At 64.3% G+C, this 15,654-nt stretch carries 15 protein-coding genes, 1 tRNA gene and 2 pseudogenes; 5 read left to right on the top strand and 13 right to left on the bottom strand.

Annotated features, from left to right (window positions below; all coding sequences use genetic code 11):
• The first annotated feature begins 172 nt into the window (after positions 1 to 172).
• Both typA and ACVW1B_RS35825 read left to right on the top strand, forming a co-directional pair.
• On the top strand, positions 173 to 1,999 hold the full coding sequence (typA, locus tag ACVW1B_RS35830) for a translational GTPase TypA (RefSeq protein ID WP_016847242.1): 1,827 nt from the start codon (positions 173 to 175) through the stop codon (positions 1,997 to 1,999).
• A gap of 164 nt (positions 2,000 to 2,163) precedes the next feature.
• A complete protein-coding gene (locus ACVW1B_RS35825) occupies positions 2,164 to 3,411 on the top strand; it encodes a flavin monoamine oxidase family protein (protein WP_253605599.1) in 1,248 nt (415 codons plus the stop codon).
• Positions 3,412 to 3,432: 21 nt separating this feature from the next.
• Here ACVW1B_RS35825 and ACVW1B_RS35820 read toward each other — a convergent pair whose 3' ends face one another.
• The 5 genes and pseudogenes from ACVW1B_RS35820 to ACVW1B_RS35800 form a co-directional block, all read right to left on the bottom strand.
• Positions 3,433 to 3,786 (bottom strand): HNH endonuclease, encoded by a 354-nt coding sequence (locus tag ACVW1B_RS35820; protein ID WP_253609832.1) that lies wholly within the window; start codon positions 3,784 to 3,786, stop codon positions 3,433 to 3,435.
• Positions 3,729 to 4,337: a hypothetical protein gene (locus ACVW1B_RS35815; protein ID WP_253610081.1), complete on the bottom strand. Its 609-nt coding sequence runs from the start codon at positions 4,335 to 4,337 to the stop codon at positions 3,729 to 3,731. The genes ACVW1B_RS35820 and ACVW1B_RS35815 overlap by 58 nt, the downstream gene beginning before the upstream one ends.
• A gap of 85 nt (positions 4,338 to 4,422) precedes the next feature.
• Positions 4,423 to 4,830, bottom strand: a complete 408-nt coding sequence (locus tag ACVW1B_RS35810) for a thiol-disulfide oxidoreductase DCC family protein (RefSeq protein ID WP_253605601.1) — start codon at positions 4,828 to 4,830, stop codon at positions 4,423 to 4,425.
• Between the two features lie 58 nt (positions 4,831 to 4,888).
• Positions 4,889 to 6,218: pseudogene (locus ACVW1B_RS35805) on the bottom strand (SDR family oxidoreductase).
• A gap of 125 nt (positions 6,219 to 6,343) precedes the next feature.
• Complete coding sequence (locus ACVW1B_RS35800) at positions 6,344 to 6,811, bottom strand: DUF2269 family protein (protein ID WP_253605604.1); 468 nt, start codon at positions 6,809 to 6,811, stop codon at positions 6,344 to 6,346.
• A gap of 374 nt (positions 6,812 to 7,185) precedes the next feature.
• Between ACVW1B_RS35800 and ACVW1B_RS35795 the strand changes: the two genes are divergently transcribed.
• Together ACVW1B_RS35795 and ppa are read left to right on the top strand one after the other, a co-directional pair.
• Positions 7,186 to 7,695, top strand: a complete 510-nt coding sequence (locus tag ACVW1B_RS35795; RefSeq protein WP_028343770.1) for a GNAT family N-acetyltransferase — start codon at positions 7,186 to 7,188, stop codon at positions 7,693 to 7,695.
• A gap of 165 nt (positions 7,696 to 7,860) precedes the next feature.
• Positions 7,861 to 8,391 (top strand): inorganic diphosphatase, encoded by a 531-nt coding sequence (ppa, locus tag ACVW1B_RS35790; protein ID WP_028337382.1) that lies wholly within the window; start codon positions 7,861 to 7,863, stop codon positions 8,389 to 8,391.
• A 154-nt stretch (positions 8,392 to 8,545) separates the two neighbouring features.
• Here the strand turns inward: ppa and folD are convergent, their stop codons facing one another.
• From folD to ACVW1B_RS35775, 3 genes are read right to left on the bottom strand one after another with little or no spacing between them, the layout of a single operon-like run.
• Complete coding sequence (folD, locus tag ACVW1B_RS35785) at positions 8,546 to 9,427, bottom strand: bifunctional methylenetetrahydrofolate dehydrogenase/methenyltetrahydrofolate cyclohydrolase FolD (protein ID WP_456823084.1); 882 nt, start codon at positions 9,425 to 9,427, stop codon at positions 8,546 to 8,548.
• A gap of 5 nt (positions 9,428 to 9,432) precedes the next feature.
• Positions 9,433 to 9,768, bottom strand: a complete 336-nt coding sequence (locus tag ACVW1B_RS35780) for a DUF167 domain-containing protein (RefSeq protein ID WP_016847251.1) — start codon at positions 9,766 to 9,768, stop codon at positions 9,433 to 9,435.
• Positions 9,769 to 9,789: 21 nt separating this feature from the next.
• Complete coding sequence (locus ACVW1B_RS35775) at positions 9,790 to 10,080, bottom strand: YggT family protein (RefSeq protein ID WP_016847252.1); 291 nt, start codon at positions 10,078 to 10,080, stop codon at positions 9,790 to 9,792.
• 297 nt (positions 10,081 to 10,377) lie between these two features.
• Between ACVW1B_RS35775 and ACVW1B_RS35770 the strand changes: the two genes are divergently transcribed.
• Positions 10,378 to 10,453: transfer RNA gene (locus ACVW1B_RS35770), tRNA-Ala, on the top strand.
• Positions 10,454 to 10,563: 110 nt separating this feature from the next.
• Here the strand turns inward: ACVW1B_RS35770 and ACVW1B_RS35765 are convergent.
• The 5 genes and pseudogenes from ACVW1B_RS35765 to ACVW1B_RS35745 form a co-directional block, all read right to left on the bottom strand.
• On the bottom strand, positions 10,564 to 11,373 hold the full coding sequence (locus ACVW1B_RS35765) for an enoyl-CoA hydratase (RefSeq protein WP_253605611.1): 810 nt from the start codon (positions 11,371 to 11,373) through the stop codon (positions 10,564 to 10,566).
• 116 nt (positions 11,374 to 11,489) lie between these two features.
• Positions 11,490 to 12,299, bottom strand: coding sequence for a glutamine amidotransferase (locus ACVW1B_RS35760; RefSeq protein WP_456822793.1), 810 nt, complete (start codon positions 12,297 to 12,299; stop codon positions 11,490 to 11,492).
• A 146-nt stretch (positions 12,300 to 12,445) separates the two neighbouring features.
• Positions 12,446 to 13,226: pseudogene (locus tag ACVW1B_RS35755) on the bottom strand (SDR family NAD(P)-dependent oxidoreductase).
• A 226-nt stretch (positions 13,227 to 13,452) separates the two neighbouring features.
• Positions 13,453 to 13,956: a tellurite resistance TerB family protein gene (locus ACVW1B_RS35750; RefSeq protein WP_016847256.1), complete on the bottom strand. Its 504-nt coding sequence runs from the start codon at positions 13,954 to 13,956 to the stop codon at positions 13,453 to 13,455.
• Between the two features lie 277 nt (positions 13,957 to 14,233).
• The gene (locus tag ACVW1B_RS35745) at positions 14,234 to 15,643 is read right to left on the bottom strand and encodes an adenylate/guanylate cyclase domain-containing protein (RefSeq protein WP_225642287.1); all 1,410 of its coding nucleotides are present in this window, start codon (positions 15,641 to 15,643) and stop codon (positions 14,234 to 14,236) included.
• Positions 15,644 to 15,654: the final 11 nt, after the last annotated feature.

Here is a 15,654-nt window from a genome sequence, read left to right as displayed (position 1 = left end):
GCGCAAGGTGCCCGGTCCTCTGACCGGGCTTCCTTTTTGGGGTGATGCGTCCCCGTCAAATTTCTTGGGTATGAGCGTGATCCGGGCCCGAATGGGCCACGCGAGCGAGCGGCCGGCCAAACTGGTCCGGCGAGATCGCGCATCTGACCATTGCACGACCAGAAGAAGAGCCATGAACCTTCGCAACGTCGCCATCATCGCCCACGTCGACCACGGCAAGACCACCCTCGTCGACCGCCTGCTGCAGCAATCCGGCACCTTCCGCGAGAACCAGAAGGTCACCGAGCGCGCCATGGACTCCAACGACCTGGAGCGCGAGCGCGGCATCACCATCCTGGCCAAGGCCGCCTCGGTGCAGTGGAAGGACATCCGCGTCAACATCGTCGACACCCCCGGCCATGCCGACTTCGGCGGTGAGGTCGAGCGCATCCTCAACATGGTGGACGGCGCGCTGGTGCTGGTCGACGCCGCCGAGGGCCCGCTGCCGCAGACCAAGTTCGTGGTGTCGAAGGCGCTCAAGATCGGGCTGAAGCCGATCGTCGTGATCAACAAGGTCGACCGTCCCGACGCACGCCCGACCGAAGTCATCAACGAGGTGTTCGACCTGTTCGCAGCGCTCGACGCCTCCGAAGAGCAGCTCGACTTCCCGATTCTGTACGGGTCGGCCAAGCAGGGCTGGATGGCGGAGAGCCCGGAGGGTCCGAAGGACCTCGGCATGCAGCCGCTGTTCGACCTGATCGTGCGCCATGTCGAGCCGCCGAAGGTCGAGGAAGGTCCGTTCCGCATGATCGGCACCATCCTCGAGGCCAACCCCTATCTCGGCCGCATCATCACCGGCCGCATCTCCTCGGGCTCGATCAAGCCGAACCAGCAGGTCAAGGTGCTGTCCGCCGACGGCAAGCTGATCGAGAGCGGCCGCCTGACCAAGATCCTCGCCTTCCGCGGCCTTGAGCGGACCCCGCTCGAGGAGGCCGAGGCCGGCGACATCGTCGCGATCGCGGGCCTCACCAAGGGCACCGTCGCCGACACCTTCTGCGATCCCACCGTCGAGACGCCGCTGCCGGCGCAGCCGATCGATCCGCCGACGGTGTCGATGTCGTTCATCGTCAACAACTCGCCGCTCGCCGGCACCGAAGGCGACAAGGTGACCTCGCGCATGATCCGCGACCGCCTGATGCGCGAGGCCGAGGGCAATGTCGCGCTGCGCGTCGTCGAGGCCGCCGACAAGGATTCCATGGAAGTCTCCGGACGCGGCGAATTGCAGCTCGCGATCCTGATCGAGACCATGCGCCGCGAGGGCTTTGAGCTCTCGGTGTCGCGCCCGCGCGTCGTGCTGCAGAAGGACGAGGCGACCGGCGCCTGGCAGGAGCCGATCGAGGAAGTCGTGATCGACGTCGACGAGGAGCATTCCGGCGTCGTCGTGCAGAAGATGAGCGAGCGCAAGGCCGAGATGATCGAGATGCGCCCCTCCGGCGGCAACCGCCTGCGGCTGGTGTTCTACGCGCCGACCCGCGGCCTGATCGGCTACCAGGGCGAACTGCTCACCGACACCCGCGGCACCGCGATCATGAACCGCATCTTCCACGGCTATGCCGCTTACAAGGGCGAGATCCAGGGCCGCCGCAACGGCGTCCTGATCTCCAACGACCAGGGCGAAGCGGTGGCCTATGCGATGTTCAAGCTGGAAGACCGCGGCCCGATGATGATCGAGCCGGGCTGGAAGGTCTACAAGGGCATGATCGTCGGCGAGCACACCCGCGACAACGACCTCGAGATCAACGTGCTGAAGGGCAAGCAGCTCACCAACATCCGCACCACCTCGAAGGACGAGGCGGTGCGCCTGACGCCGCCGATCCGGATGACGCTGGAAAAGGCGCTCGCCTATATCGAGGACGACGAGCTCGTCGAGGTGACGCCGAAGTCGATCCGACTGCGCAAGAAGCACCTCGACCCGAACGACCGCAAGCGCGCCGAAAAGGCCAAGGAAGCGGTGGCGTAAGCTGTCATGCCCCGGTTCGACCGGGGCATCCAGTACGCCGCGGCCCATCAGTTCAATCGCTACTGTCTCTGGAATACTGGATCACCCGCCTTCGCCTGCGCGGGTGATGACAGTCATGCATGTGGCGGCTTCAGGCCCGGCGGCGGACGTGCTAGAGCCGGGACATGACTTCCCCTCCCTCCACGGTCGATGTTGCCATCATCGGCGCCGGCGCCGCCGGCCTCGGTGCCGCGAATGCGCTGAAGGACTCCGGCCTCTCCACGATCGTGCTGGAAGCCCGCGACCGCCTCGGCGGCCGCGCGCATACGATTCAGGCCGCGCCTGACGTGGTGTTCGACGTCGGCTGCGGCTGGCTGCACTCGGCCGACCGGAACAGCTTTGTCGGCATCGCCCGGCAACTCAACTTCGAGCTCAACAAGGACTTGCCGCCGTGGCGCGAGCGCGCCTATGGCGAGGCGTTCCCGCAGGCCGCTCGCGACGACTTCACGCACGCACTCGACCAATTCTACGACCGCATCGAGCAGGCGGCGCGGCACGGCAAGGACTGCCCGGCCAGCCTGTACCTCGAGCCCGGCAACCGCTGGAACCCGATGATCGATGCGATCTCCACTTATGTGAACGGTTGCGAGCTCGACCAGGTCTCGATCCTCGACGTCGACGCCTATGAGGACACCGACATCAATTGGCGGGTGCGGCGCGGCTATGGCGCGCTGGTCGCGGCCTATGGCGCGCAGGTGCCGGTGGCGCTGAACTGCGAGGTCAGCCTGATCGATCACTCCGGCAAGCGGATCCGCATCGAGACCTCGCGCGGCGCGCTTGAGGCGGACAAGGTGATCGTCACCGTGCCGACCAACCTGATCGCCGACGAGGCGATCCGCTTTTCGCCTGCGCTGCCGGACAAGCTCGACGCCGCGCGCGGCCTGCCGCTCGGCCTCGCCGACAAGGTGACGCTGGCGCTCGCCGAGCCCGAGGCGCTGCCGAAGGAAGGCAATCTGCGCGGCGCCACCATGCGCACCGAGATGGGCACCTATCACATCCGCCCGTTCGGCCAGCCCTGCATCGAAGGTTTCTTCGGTGGCCGTTTTGCGCAACAGCTTGAAGATGCCGGCGACGGCGCCATCGCCGCGCACAGCATCGACGAGATCGTCTCCTTCCTCGGCAATGATTTCCGCCGCAAGCTGAAGCCGCTCAGCGAATCCCGCTGGGCCCACGACCCGTTCGCCCGCGGCTCCTATTCGCACGCACTGCCCGGCCACGCGGACAAGCGCGCCGTACTGGCCGCGCCGGTCGACGGCCGGCTGTTCTTCGCCGGCGAAGCGACTTCGCCGGAGTTTTTCTCGACCGCGCACGGCGCGCGGGATTCGGGGGAGCGAGCGGCGAGGGAAGTGGTGGCGACCAACCGACCAGAATAGTTGCCCGGCAGTGAGGCCGTCTCACTTCTTGAAAACAACGTCTCTGTGGAATTTCAGATAGTGCGGGTTTGGATAAAGGGTCTGATCTTTCGGAAGATTGATCAATCCGCTTTGATTGAGAAGCCTAACGGCATCTTCGGGAACGTGATTCTTGGAAACTAGTATCTTGTAATCGTCGCCAATCGAGATCAGTCCTCGATCAAACATCCAGTGCACTGTTCCGGACAACGCCAGCCCGTTTCGAACTGAGTCAGGTCCGTTTGACGCCACTGGCTGAATGTGTGCGGCCTGCACTTCGGGCCGGCCCCCGCCGTTGATCAACCGCAAACCTGTAATGGCACATCTATTGGAATAGGCCGCTCGTACACTGTGCATAAATGATTTTTCTCGAAACGGCCGGGAAACAACCATTTCGACAACTGGTCGTTCGAACGGTGTCGGCGGTTCAGAATATCCAAGTGGCGACGGCGCCTCCGGCGAAGGCACCTCGCCAAGAATTGGCGCAAACCCAGCTCGCAAGATCCGGTCGAATTCATTATCGGGGATGAGCCGTACAGCTCGACCAAACGCTCCTTGTTGGTGCTGCCATCATCCTTCTCGAGTGCACTCTCGTAGTATTCGCCCTGCTCCTGAAACGGGACGACCGTGTCGAAATCCAGATACGTCGCGCCATCGATAATTGCAAAGTAATGGTCTGGTAATTCGACGTCTTCAATCACTGAACTAACGCGAGCGACACCGAAATAAGATTGACGACCTCCCCTACTTGAAAGGTCAGAGCTCGATCTTCGTGGTTCGTAGTAGACGATGTAGTCGCCGACGGTCTGCTGGACATAATTTAGGTATGTGCGCGGAAAGTGATACCTCTCTTCGGGCAGATCCTTGTAGCTCGGTGTAACTTTTGAAGTAAAAACTGCCTTGGTCATAAAAGAAACCTTCGCGCACAACTATCTCAACGCCATTCAATCTAAAGTAGCTCTTACTATTTGAATAGTCTCCGACCTTCGGCCTCTACTCCAGCACTCTCGCCCGCATATCCGCGTCGGGCACGAAGCACGTCTCGTATTTCCCGAAGATCTTGTACCGGTGGCGGGCGATGAGGCTGTAGACGGCGTCGCGCAGCGGCTTGGGGACCGCGAACAGCGTGCGGGTCCAGCCCCAGCCGGGCAGATGGCTCAGCACCGTCAGCGCCGCGTCGGATTTCATGTAGGCGACGCCGCCATGGACGACGGCGTTGGTGTCGGGGTCGTCAGGATCGATGCCGAAGGTCTTCGCCAGCCGCGTGCCGTAGCCGGACTGGATCGGCGTGAAGCGAAAGCGGCGTGCCGTGTCGCGGGCGATGACGAAGCGGACCCAGCGCGAGCAGAAGATGCAGACGCCGTCATAGAGGATCACGTCGTCGTCGGGCCAAGTGCTCATCTCGATTCCCTCAACGCGTTTTCTTCACGCGAACCGGTTCCCACTTCGCTCGAAAACGCTACCGGTTATCCAGGATCAACAGCGCGACCAGCATCAGCACGATCGCAGGTCCCGTCTTCACCAGCGCGCCGAGCGGCTCGATCCAGAGATCCGGCGTCAGGATCGCCGATCCCGCCATGTAGCCGAGCGAGGCGATGATGCCTGCGATCAGACCGAACGCCGCGGTGCGGCGGATCGCGATCAGCACCCCAATGCTCATGTCCATCAGGCTGGTCAACACCGTCACCGGCCCGACCAAAGCCGGCGGGAAATGGTGCGCACGCAAAATGCCTGCCGCGGCGTCATAGGAGATCACCAGCGCGATGAAGCCGGATGCGACCCAGAACAGCACGAGGCTTACGAAGATCAGCGCTTTGATCAAAAACAGCCGCGCGAACCATTTGTCCTGAATGGTCGCGGGGCGCCCGCCGACCGCTTGCGCGATTGTCTTCGGCACGATGCCGGTCGCTTGCATCCAGCCTGCGGGATCGCCGGTGACGCCGCGGCGCAGCTCGGCGATCGCGGTGGAGCGCAGCGGCGGCAGCCAGCCGAGCCGGCTTGCGAGATCGCCTAGACGGGCGCCGAGATCGATCAGGAACGGCGGCGTCGCGATCCGGACATGCTTTGCCGTGCCGAACGACCGGCGGAACTGGGCGATGACGCCGCCGAGCGAAATCGGCTGCTTCTGCATCAGGTCCCAGGTCACCGATCGCACCGCTTCATCGGCGACATCGCGCGCCGCAAGCCAGGCGATGGTGGCGGCGATATCCTCGACTGCGACCGGCTGGAACGGCGTCGCGGTCTCATTGGCCGGCAGATCGACCGGCAGCGCCGCCAGCGCGCGCAGCATGGCGCTGCCGCCATAGGCCGACGGCGCGATCACGAAGCCCGGACGCAGGATTGCATGGGGAATCCCGGACGCCACGATCAGCCGTTCGGCCGCGCGCTTGGTGGTGCTGAAGGCGGTGCGGTCCGCATCGGCCGTGCCGGGAATCGAGATGTGGACGAGACGGATGGCGCGGTGGCTGTCACCGATCGCCTGCAACAGCCGGCGCGACGAGGTCGCAATGCACCGCGCTTGTGTCGCTGCCCGGGCCATCCTGCAGCACGCCGAGGCAGTTCACGACGATGTTGACCTCATGCGTGCGAAGCAGCTGCGTCAGCGCCGCGGCATCCATCGACATGACAGGCAGCTCGAGGTCGGTCGCGCTGATTTTCTGCGCCGGCGTGAAATGCCGCGCGACCCCGATCACGTGAAAGCCGCGCGCCCTCAGATCGTCGGTGATCGTGCGCCCGATCAGGCCCGAGGCGCCGAGCACGAGGATGTTGTGTGATGCGTCGTCACTCATGAGGCCCCAGACTATTTGGCGTCATTCCGGGGTGCGAAGCGAACCCGGAATCTCGAGATTCCCCGATGCGCAATTGCGCATCTGCGGTTCGATGCTTCGCATCGCCCCGGAATGACGACACTGCGCTAAAATGGTTTCGCGATCATCAGCCAGAGGATGATCATCACGGAGCCGAAGCCGGGAATACCGAACAGGAACCAGCGGCGAAACAGCGCAAAATAGCGCGGCGGCAGCGGAAGACCTTTTTCGACGGCCGCCTGCGCGAGATTGCGCATCTCCATCTGCATGAAGACGACGGGAACCCAGAACACGCCGGCCAGCGCGTAGAGCGCAAGCGAAACCGCCAGCCAGCGCTCGGTGATGCTCGTTGCCGACAACAGCATCAGCAGTCCGCCGCTCACCGGCTGAAGCAGCACGGCACTCAGCGTGAAGATCATGTCCGCGATCACGACGGTCGCCGCTGTGCGCGCGATGAACGCCACATCCTGCGTGCGATGCGCCGCCAGCATGAAGAAGGCGATGCCGGTCCCGGTGCCCAGGATCACGATGGCCCCGAGCACGTGCAGATATTTGATCAGGAAGTAGAGCGTCATCGCAGTCCGCTCGTAATCAGGCCAACTTCGGCGCGCACAAATACCGCCGCTGCCATAGGCCGGTCGGGCGCGAAAATCCACTGCGGCGGCGCAGGCGTGGCGCGGTCGGAGTACCCACATCGCGTCTGGATTCGCCCGCAGAATCCTGGCCGCGAATCAGCCCCCGAATGAGCTTTTTCCAACTATGGCAGTGTCATATTGCGCTCGCGATACACGCTTTGCACAGCTCCGGATCGGCGGTTGGCCGCTTGAACTCCGGCAAGTGTCCTCTTTCGGAACAAGTTCTCACGACACTGATGCAAAAAATCCACAGATTAACCGATAATTAACGATGGACCTTGAAGGCGGCCCGCCGACTTGCTTTGATTACAGGCATGAGCACAACGCTAATCGAGGTCCGGCCGGCCAAAGCTGCAGACGCGGCGGCGGTGGCGTCTACCCATGACGAAGCCTGGCGCTCGGCGTATCAGGGAATCATCCCCGGCGCCGAACTCGAAAAGCTGATCAATCGCCGCGGCCCGCAGTGGTGGGACAGCGCCATCCGCAAGGGCAGCCGCGTCAGCGTGCTGGTGTTCGGCGACCGGGTCGCAGGCTACGCCAATTACGGCCGCAACCGCGCCCGCAGCCTGCATTTCGAAGGCGAGATCTACGAGCTCTATCTGCGGCCGGAATTCCAGGGGCTTGGCTTCGGCCGGCGCCTGTTCGCCTCCGCTCGCCGCGACCTGATGCAGAGCGGCCTCAAGAGCATGGTGATCTGGGCGCTCTCCGACAACGAGCCGGCAACCGAGTTTTACCGTGCGCTGGGCGGCCGGATGGTGGCGCGCTCCTCGGAGCGGTTCGGGCCCAAGTCGCTCGACAAGGTCGCTTTCGCCTGGGCCAACTGAAAATCCTGCTTCTCTCGCAGCTGCAGCAAGGCTAAACCAGCCTCAAGCGCTGCGCGCGTCGGCCAGCCCGGCCCCAAGGCCGGGCCGGGAGCCGTTTCGCGGCCCGGCGGCGCCAACCAAAAAATCACATCGTTCTCAACTTCCAGAGGCCACGCGGAGCAATCCATGCGTATCGACGCCATATCGATCGGAAAAAATCCGCCCCACGACGTCAACGTCATCATCGAGGTTGCCGTCGGCGGCGAGCCAATCAAGTACGAAATGGACAAGGAAGCCGGCACGCTCGTGGTGGACCGCTTCCTCTACACGCCGATGCGCTATCCCGGCAATTACGGCTTCATCCCGCACACGCTGTCCGGCGACGGCGATCCCTGCGACGTGCTGATCGTCAACACCCGCGCGATCGTGCCGGGCGCGGTGATGAGCGTCCGGGTGGTCGGCGTGCTCCTGATGGAGGACGAGGCCGGCGGCGACGAGAAGATCATCGCGGTGCCGTCGTCGAAGCTGACCCAGCGCTACGACAAGGTGCAGAACTACAGCGACCTGCCCGACATCACGCTGCAGCAGATCCAGCACTTCTTCGAGCACTACAAGGACCTCGAGAAAGGCAAGTGGGTGAAGGTGCTGCGCTGGGGCGACGCCGACGAAGCCCGCAGGCTGATCCTCGAAGGCATCGAGCGCGCGAAGAAGAAGTGACTAACCTCGCCCCGCTTGCGGGGAGAGGTCGGATCGCATGTAGCGGAGCGGAATGCGATCCGGGTGAGGGGGTACAGGTCTTTCGACAATCCCACCTCGGAGAGGGGCCCCTCACCCCAACCCTCTCCCCGCAAGAGCGGGGCGAGGGAGCATTTCACACCGCCGGCGCCGGCAGGCCGGCAATCGCGCAGGCGGCGCGCAGCGTGTTGACCAGGAGGCACGCCACCGTCATCTGCCCGACGCCGCCGGGCACCGGCGTGATTGCGCCGGCGACATTGAGCGCTTCCTGGAACGCGACATCGCCGACCAGCTTCGGCTTGCCGCCGGGCACCGGAATGCGGTTGATGCCGACATCGATCACCGTCGCGCCCGGCTTCAGCCAGTCCCCCCGCACCATCTCGGGCCGGCCGACCGCGGCATAGACCAGATCGGCCTGGGCGCAGAGCTTTGGCAGATCGCGCGAGCGCGAATGCGCGATCGTCACCGTCGCATTCTCGTTCAGCAGCAATTGCACCAGCGGACGGCCGACCAGATTGGAGCGGCCGATCACGATCGCGTTCATGCCTTCGAGCGAGGCGTGCACGCTCTTGGTCAGGATGATGCAGCCGAGCGGCGTGCAGGGCGACAGTGCCGCCAGGCCCCCGGCGAGCCGGCCGGCATTGTCGGGGTGCAGGCCATCGACGTCCTTGGCCGGATCGATCGCGTTGATGACGGTCTCGGTCTGCAGCGACTTCGGCAGCGGCAGCTGCACCAGGATGCCATGCACCATGCGATCGCGGTTGAGCCGCGCGATCAGCGCCAGCAGATCGGCCTGCGACACATCCTCCGGCAGCTTGTGCTCGAACGAGGCCATGCCGGCGGCCTGGGTCTGGGTGTGCTTGCTGCGGACATAGACCTCGCTCGCGGGATCATGGCCGACCAGCACGACGGCGAGCCCCGGCGTGAGCTGGTGGTCGCGCTTGACGCGGGCGACCTCGTCGGCGACGCGGGCGCGAAGCTCGGCGGCGATGGCTTTTCCGTCGATGATGCGCGGCAGTCATGTCAGTCCCTTGTCTGCTGGTTCGGCTTGGCCGCCGTCAGCTTCCTCAATGTATCGCCGAGCCCTTTCGGATCGCCGTCCACCGCGACCTGCTTGAGCCGCGAGGTGGCGCCGGACAACAGCTTCACCCTGGCTTTCGGCACGCCGAGCGCCTTGGCCAGCAGCTCAGTCACCGCACGGTTGGCCTCGCCGCCCTCAGCGATGGCGCGCACCCGCACCTTCACCACCGAACGGCCGTTGGCCAGCGTCTCGATCCCGTCGATGTCGTCGCGGCCGCCGCGCGGCGTCACGCGCAGCGCGATGCTGATGCCCTCGGTGGAATAGCGCCACGGATCCATCAAGGCCCCGTCGAGAAAGGGTCAGATCACGTTGGGATAGATGTAATAGGCGATCACCCGCTGGATGAACATGATGATCAGGATCACGATGATCGGCGAGATATCGAGCCCGCCCAGATTCGGCATCACGTTGCGGATCGGCCGCAGCACCGGCTCGGTGATCCGGTAGAGGAACTCGGCCACCGCGGAAACGAACTGGTTGCGCGTGTTGACCACATTGAAGGCGACCAGCCAGGACAGGATGGCGGAGGCGATCAGCAGCCAGACATAGAGGTCGAGGATGATGATGACGATGTCGAGAACAGCGCGCATATGAGGGGGGCTCGCGGGTAAGACAACCGATTGAGGCGCAACGAGACCGGACTGAGCCGCCATCGCGCTTCTTGTTTGAGCGGGATCGTTTCGGAAAACCGCTATGCGCTGGGCGCTCGCGCGGTCCGCCGGGTCGGGATCACGCCCTAGATATCGGTTCATCCCCCCGCAAACAAGGGAAGTTCCCGGCGGGACGGGCCGAAAACCGCGCTTTCACCGTTCTTGACTTGACCTTGGGCGGGACTGTAAATGGCGCCCGACTGACGGCCGGGATACTCAGCAACACCCGGCCGCGATGGGGCCATAGCTCAGCTGGGAGAGCGCGTCGTTCGCAATGACGAGGTCGGCGGTTCGATCCCGCCTGGCTCCACCACGCTTCGCCCTTCGGGCTACGCGTGGCGCAGCCGCGCAGGAGCCTGGAGGGCGAAGCGTGGTGTCCGGCGAAGCCCAAAGGGCGAAGACGGACTTTGTCCGTTAGCCCCCTCACGTCCCCGTAAACCTTGGCGGCCGCTTCTCCACAAAGCTCGCGACGCCTTCCCTGAAATCATTGCCCTTCAGCGCGATCTGCATCTCGCGGTTGGCATCGATGGTGGCTTCGGCGAGCGTCTGGAACGGCACGTCGTAGATCTGGCGCTTGATCACAGCGATCGCGCTCGGCGAGACGAAATCGGCGAGGTCGCGGGCATAGGCATAGGTCTCCTCGCGCAGCTTCTCCGGCGAAGAGAGCCGGTTGACGAGGCCGATGCGCAGCGCCTCCTCGGCCGACACCCGCCGCGCCGACATCAACAGATCGAGCGCATTGGCGTGGCCGACGATACGCGGCAGCATCCAGCTGATGCCGTGTTCGGCGATCAGGCCGCGCCGCGCGAAGGCGGTGGTGAACACCGCGGTGTCGGCGGCGAAGCGCAAATCGCAATAGAGCGCGTGAACCAGGCCGATGCCGGCGGTGGCGCCGTTGAGCATCGCGATGATCGGCTTCCTGATCGCGGGGTAGTAGGCGTAGCGCGTCTGCCAGTCGGCGCGCCGGTTCATGTCGAACGGGATATTCTCGCCGCGCCTGACCTCGTTGGGATCGATTCCCTTCAGCGCGTCCATGTCGGCGCCGGCGCAGAAGCCGCGGCCCGCGCCGGTCAGCACGATGACGCGAACGTTGTCGTCGTTGGCCGCCGCCTCCATCGCGTGGCGCACGTCGCGCTCCATGATCGCGGTCCACGCATTCATGCGATCGGGGCGGTTGAGCGTGATGGTCGCGATCCTGTCGCTGACCTCATAGAGGATGTGCTCGTAGCTCACGGCGATCTCCCTGTGCCTTGTTGTTATTGATACGCGCGGCGATGCGGCCTGCGCGCGGCGGCCGACAGTAGCACATTCACCAGAACGAAAAGCCGGCGCGAAATTCCGCGTGGCGGCTATTCCGCGGCCTGCAGCAGCTGCCGCTGCGGCACGCGCGCGATCCAGCCGTCGATGAAATGCTTCAGCCACGCGCGCTCGGCGGCATCGTGGACGGCACGCTCGGCGAAGTGCAGATGGCCCGGCTGTGCGCCCGGCGAATCCATCCGCGCGCAACCGAGCGTGGTCCAGCGATGCATCATCGCGTAGGTCACGTCGGGGTGGAATTGCAGGCCGAAGGCGTTGTCGAACTCGAACGCCTGCACCGGGAAATCATCGCCCGCCGCGAGCAGGTCGGCGCCGGCGGGCAATTGAAATCCCTCGCCGTGCCAGTGATAGACCCGCGCTGGCCAGTCCGGGCAGAGCGCGCGGCCCGCCTCGGTCGGCCTGACCGGATAATAGCCGACCTCGACACGGCCTTGCGGATGCGGCGCGACCTCGGCGCCGAGCTGCCGCGCCAGCATCTGCGCGCCGAGGCAGATGCCCAGAAACGGACGCTGCTCGCGCAGCGGAACGGCGATCCAGTCGATCTCGCGCCGCACATAGTCGTCGCCATCATTGGCGCTCATCGGACCGCCGAAGATCACCGCGCCGGCATGCGCGTCGAGCGTTTCGGGCAGCGCGTCGCCGAAGCGCGGGCGGCGGATGTCGAGGCGGTAACCCAGCGCGCGCAGGGCGTTGCCGATCCGGCCGGGAGTCGATGTCTCCTGATGCAGCACGATCAGCACCGGCCGCAGCGGGGTCTGGTCCGAGATCTCAGCCGTGACCGCGGTCGGCCTTCGGCTGGCGAAGGGCACCACGACACGGCTCTGGTCAGTCCGGAACGACATTGCCTCTGCTTAAAGTTTCGGCACGTAAGGCGCGATCATAGCTAAGTGGTCGTTAACATCGTGTGAGTTTGCGCACACCCAGGCGAAGCAAATCCCGGGCCAGAAACAGCCTTAATGGCGACGAGTGGGACGCTTTTCAGGGACAGCTAGCGCTTGCGGAGCTGAAATCCGCCGACCGCCGTCAGGATGAAGGAGCGCGGAAACAGCCGGAGCAGAAACGGCACCAGCTTGATGAAGGCGCCGGGCAGCACCGCGCGCTTGTTGGCCATCAACCCGCGATAGGCCTGGCGGGCCACCTCTTCCGGCGTAACGTTGAGGATGGCGGAATCGAATCCGGGGGCAAACCCGGCGCGATCCTGAAACTCCGATGGTACCGGGCCCGGGCAACACACGGTGACACGCACGCCCTGCGGCGCCAGCTCACAGCGCAACGCCTCGGTAAACGACAACACATAGGCCTTGCTGGCGTAGTACACGGCCATGCCGGGGCCCGGCAGAAATCCGGCGATCGAGCCGAGATTGAGGATGCCGCCGCGGTTGCGTATCAGCTGGTCGGCAAAGCGCAGCGTCAGATCGGTCAGCGCGCGGATATTGACATTGATGATGTTGAGCTGCTCGGCGCGGGTCGCGCTCGATGGCGCGGCCGAACAGGCCGAAGCCGGCATTATTGACGAGAAATTCGACCTCGACCCCGGCGTCGGTCAGGGCCTGCGCGATCCGGTCGCCCGCATCGGCGTGCTGGAGATCACAGGGGATCACAATCGGCGCTGCGCCGCCCTTGGCCCCGAGCTCGTCGGCGAGCGCCTTCAGGCGGTCGGCGCGCCGCGCCACCAGCGCCACACGGTGACCATTCGATGCAAACACGCGCGCCAGTTCGGTGCCTATGCCCGCCGATGCCCCGGTTATCAGCGTCACACGCTCGGTCACGTTTCAAACTCTTACTGCAAATTCTAGTGAGGTCCCCAACAAGCCGACGAGAGCATAGGCATGCGGTGGGACGCAAGCCGTGTGTAAGCTTGTGGACAGCGGCGAGGCACTGGTTTTGTGATGAAACGCCAGATTTTCAGTCGGATCGCCCACAATCGCGGCGGACATTAAAATTTCGTCATCCGTGATACCGGTGACGATGCGTCCGCCGGCGCGGGCAATCGCGTCAGATTGCGGCGTCCGCCGTGCCCCATGGGCCCTTTGGCAGCGCCGCCTGCTTCTCGGCGACCCGATGCTTGAGATCGATGCGGTCGCGCGAGGAAATGCCGAGCAGATCGGCGGCGCGCCAGACCACATTGTCCTCGAACTCGCTAACCTGACCGTCGGCATAGACCAGCTCCCACATCATCTCGACGATGCGCAGCCGTCCCTCCTCGTTCACCGAGCGCATGATGACGCTGGTAAAGTGATAGAGATCGACGGCCTCGCCCTCGACGCGCATGGCAGAGGCGATCAGCTTGTCGGCCGCGCCGCGGTCGAGCTGGAAACGGCTCTCGATCAGGCCGTGCAGCTTGCGCGTCTCGGCAGGCGTCGGCTCGCCGTCCAGCGAGACGACGTGCACCAGCAGCGCGGTCGCCGCCAGGCGATAGTCGCCGTCATCGAAGGTGCGGTCGGCCTGGGCGTCGGGGGAAACGATATCGGCAATGAATTGGCGAAGTCCGTCGAGCATCGTTCTCTCTGTGGAATGAAGCCTGCCTGAATTGAGCGTGATCTTTCCGGCTATCAAGTTTTCCCGGATCCCGCTCCGTTGAAATCTATATGGCGTGGAAACAGAACCGGTGCAATCCGCGCAGGTTCCCGCTGCGACATTACGTTTCGGCAACATGGATTGAGTCATTCCGGGGCGATGCGAAGCATCGAACCCGGAATCTCGAGATTCCCCGATGCGCAATTGCGCATCTGAGGTCTGGTCCTGACGGACCATCCCGGAATGACGATGTGCTCAACTACGGTATCTCGTACACCACGAGCTTGTCGGCAATGCCACGCAGTGCCGCTTCCTTCTGGATCGGCTTGATCGCGGCGCGATCGAGGATGCCCGCGACCTCAGCCGATTCCATCACCGGCTGGGTCAAATGGATTTCCTGCGACGTCGACAGGCTCTGCACCCTGGCTGCGATATTCACGGTCTGGCCGAAATAATCCTGCCGCTCGTTGAGCGTCACCGCGAGGCACGGCCCCTCATGGATGCCGATCTTGACGATCAGATCTTCCTTGCCGCGCGCGGTGTTGAGCTGCTTCATCGCCGCCCGCATGCGCAGGCCCGCCGATAATGCATGCTCTGGCCGGATGAAGGTCGCCATCACGGCATCGCCGATCGTCTTCACCACGGCGCCGTGCTCGGAAGCGATGATCTCGAGCAGCGCGTGGAAATGCGCGCGCACCAGATCGAATGCGGCGAGATCGCCGACCCGTTCATAGAGCGCAGTCGAGCCTTTGAGGTCGGTGAACAGGAAGGTGAGCGCGGTGATCTTCAGCCGCTGGTCGACCGTGAGGTTGTCGGCCTTGAACACATCGCGGAAGGTCTGGTTCGACAGCATCCGCTTCGCGGTGAGGATCGGCTTGCGCTTGCCGAGCAGCTCATGCAGCGCATCGGCCGCTACCCAAACAGCGGGCAGCACGCGGGTGTCGGTCTGGTTGTCCAGCGACAGCCGGAGCGGCCCCGGCCGCAGCACCGTGGTGCCGGTCGGCGCCTGCAGCTTGTTGAACACGATCGAGAACTGTTGGCGCTCGGTGGTCGGCTCGCCCTGCACGTCGAAGAAATGCGCCGAGTGCGTCACCGGCTCGAACACGATCAGGAACTGCTTCGGCAATTGCAGCGATAGCAGCGCCTTCTCGCCGGCCGGCAACTCCAGCGATTCCAGCGTCACCTCCTTGAGCAGGCGCTCCAGCGAGTCTTCGTTGAGCTCGATGCCCGAGCTCCAGAACATCTGGCGGACATACTCCCAGATCGGCAGCGTATTCGGATCATGCGCGCCGATGCGGCGCACGCGCGGGCTGACGGTGAAGGCGACCTCGACCAGATCGTCGACGGACGCTTCGTATCCGGCCGCGCACAGCGCACAATTGTAGTCGTCATGGCGCAACGACTTCAGCGTCGAATGCGCATCGAGCACGCCGCCGCAGCCCGGGCACAGCACATTCCAGCTCATGTCGAACAGGCCGAGCCGCGACGCATGCAGGAAGCCGGAGATTACCTTCTCCTGGTCGAGCCCGGTGCGGTTCGAGAAATCCAGCAGATTGATGCGATTGAGATCCCGGTCATGACCGTCCGCGATCAGCTGCTGCATGGCATCGACGACGGCCGGATCGGTCGTCTGCCTGAGGACTGCGAAATGGGCCTGCGTATCGCTCATGGTGAGCCCCT

The organism is Bradyrhizobium sp. USDA 4502 (assembly GCF_054063355.1).
The sequence above is the reverse complement of the archived record's forward strand: the minus strand, read 5'-3'. Positions and strand labels throughout refer to the sequence as shown.

Bases quoted from the DNA above. Each gene is read 5' to 3' on its own strand.
- ppa (WP_028337382.1), top strand. From the start codon at position 7,861: ATGCGTATCGACGCCATATCGATCGGAAAAAATCCGCCCCACGACGTC.
- ACVW1B_RS35815 (WP_253610081.1), bottom strand. From the start codon at position 4,337: ATGACCAAGGCAGTTTTTACTTCAAAAGTTACACCGAGCTACAAGGAT.
- ACVW1B_RS35795 (WP_028343770.1), top strand. From the start codon at position 7,186: ATGAGCACAACGCTAATCGAGGTCCGGCCGGCCAAAGCTGCAGACGCG.
- ACVW1B_RS35810 (WP_253605601.1), bottom strand. From the start codon at position 4,830: ATGAGCACTTGGCCCGACGACGACGTGATCCTCTATGACGGCGTCTGC.
- ACVW1B_RS35775 (WP_016847252.1), bottom strand. From the start codon at position 10,080: ATGCGCGCTGTTCTCGACATCGTCATCATCATCCTCGACCTCTATGTC.
- ACVW1B_RS35750 (WP_016847256.1), bottom strand. From the start codon at position 13,956: ATGCTCGACGGACTTCGCCAATTCATTGCCGATATCGTTTCCCCCGAC.
- ACVW1B_RS35780 (WP_016847251.1), bottom strand. From the start codon at position 9,768: ATGGATCCGTGGCGCTATTCCACCGAGGGCATCAGCATCGCGCTGCGC.
- ACVW1B_RS35800 (WP_253605604.1), bottom strand. From the start codon at position 6,811: ATGACGCTCTACTTCCTGATCAAATATCTGCACGTGCTCGGGGCCATC.
- ACVW1B_RS35820 (WP_253609832.1), bottom strand. From the start codon at position 3,786: ATGCACAGTGTACGAGCGGCCTATTCCAATAGATGTGCCATTACAGGT.
- ACVW1B_RS35745 (WP_225642287.1), bottom strand. From the start codon at position 15,643: ATGAGCGATACGCAGGCCCATTTCGCAGTCCTCAGGCAGACGACCGAT.
- typA (WP_016847242.1), top strand. From the start codon at position 173: ATGAACCTTCGCAACGTCGCCATCATCGCCCACGTCGACCACGGCAAG.
- ACVW1B_RS35825 (WP_253605599.1), top strand. From the start codon at position 2,164: ATGACTTCCCCTCCCTCCACGGTCGATGTTGCCATCATCGGCGCCGGC.
- ACVW1B_RS35760 (WP_456822793.1), bottom strand. From the start codon at position 12,299: ATGTCGTTCCGGACTGACCAGAGCCGTGTCGTGGTGCCCTTCGCCAGC.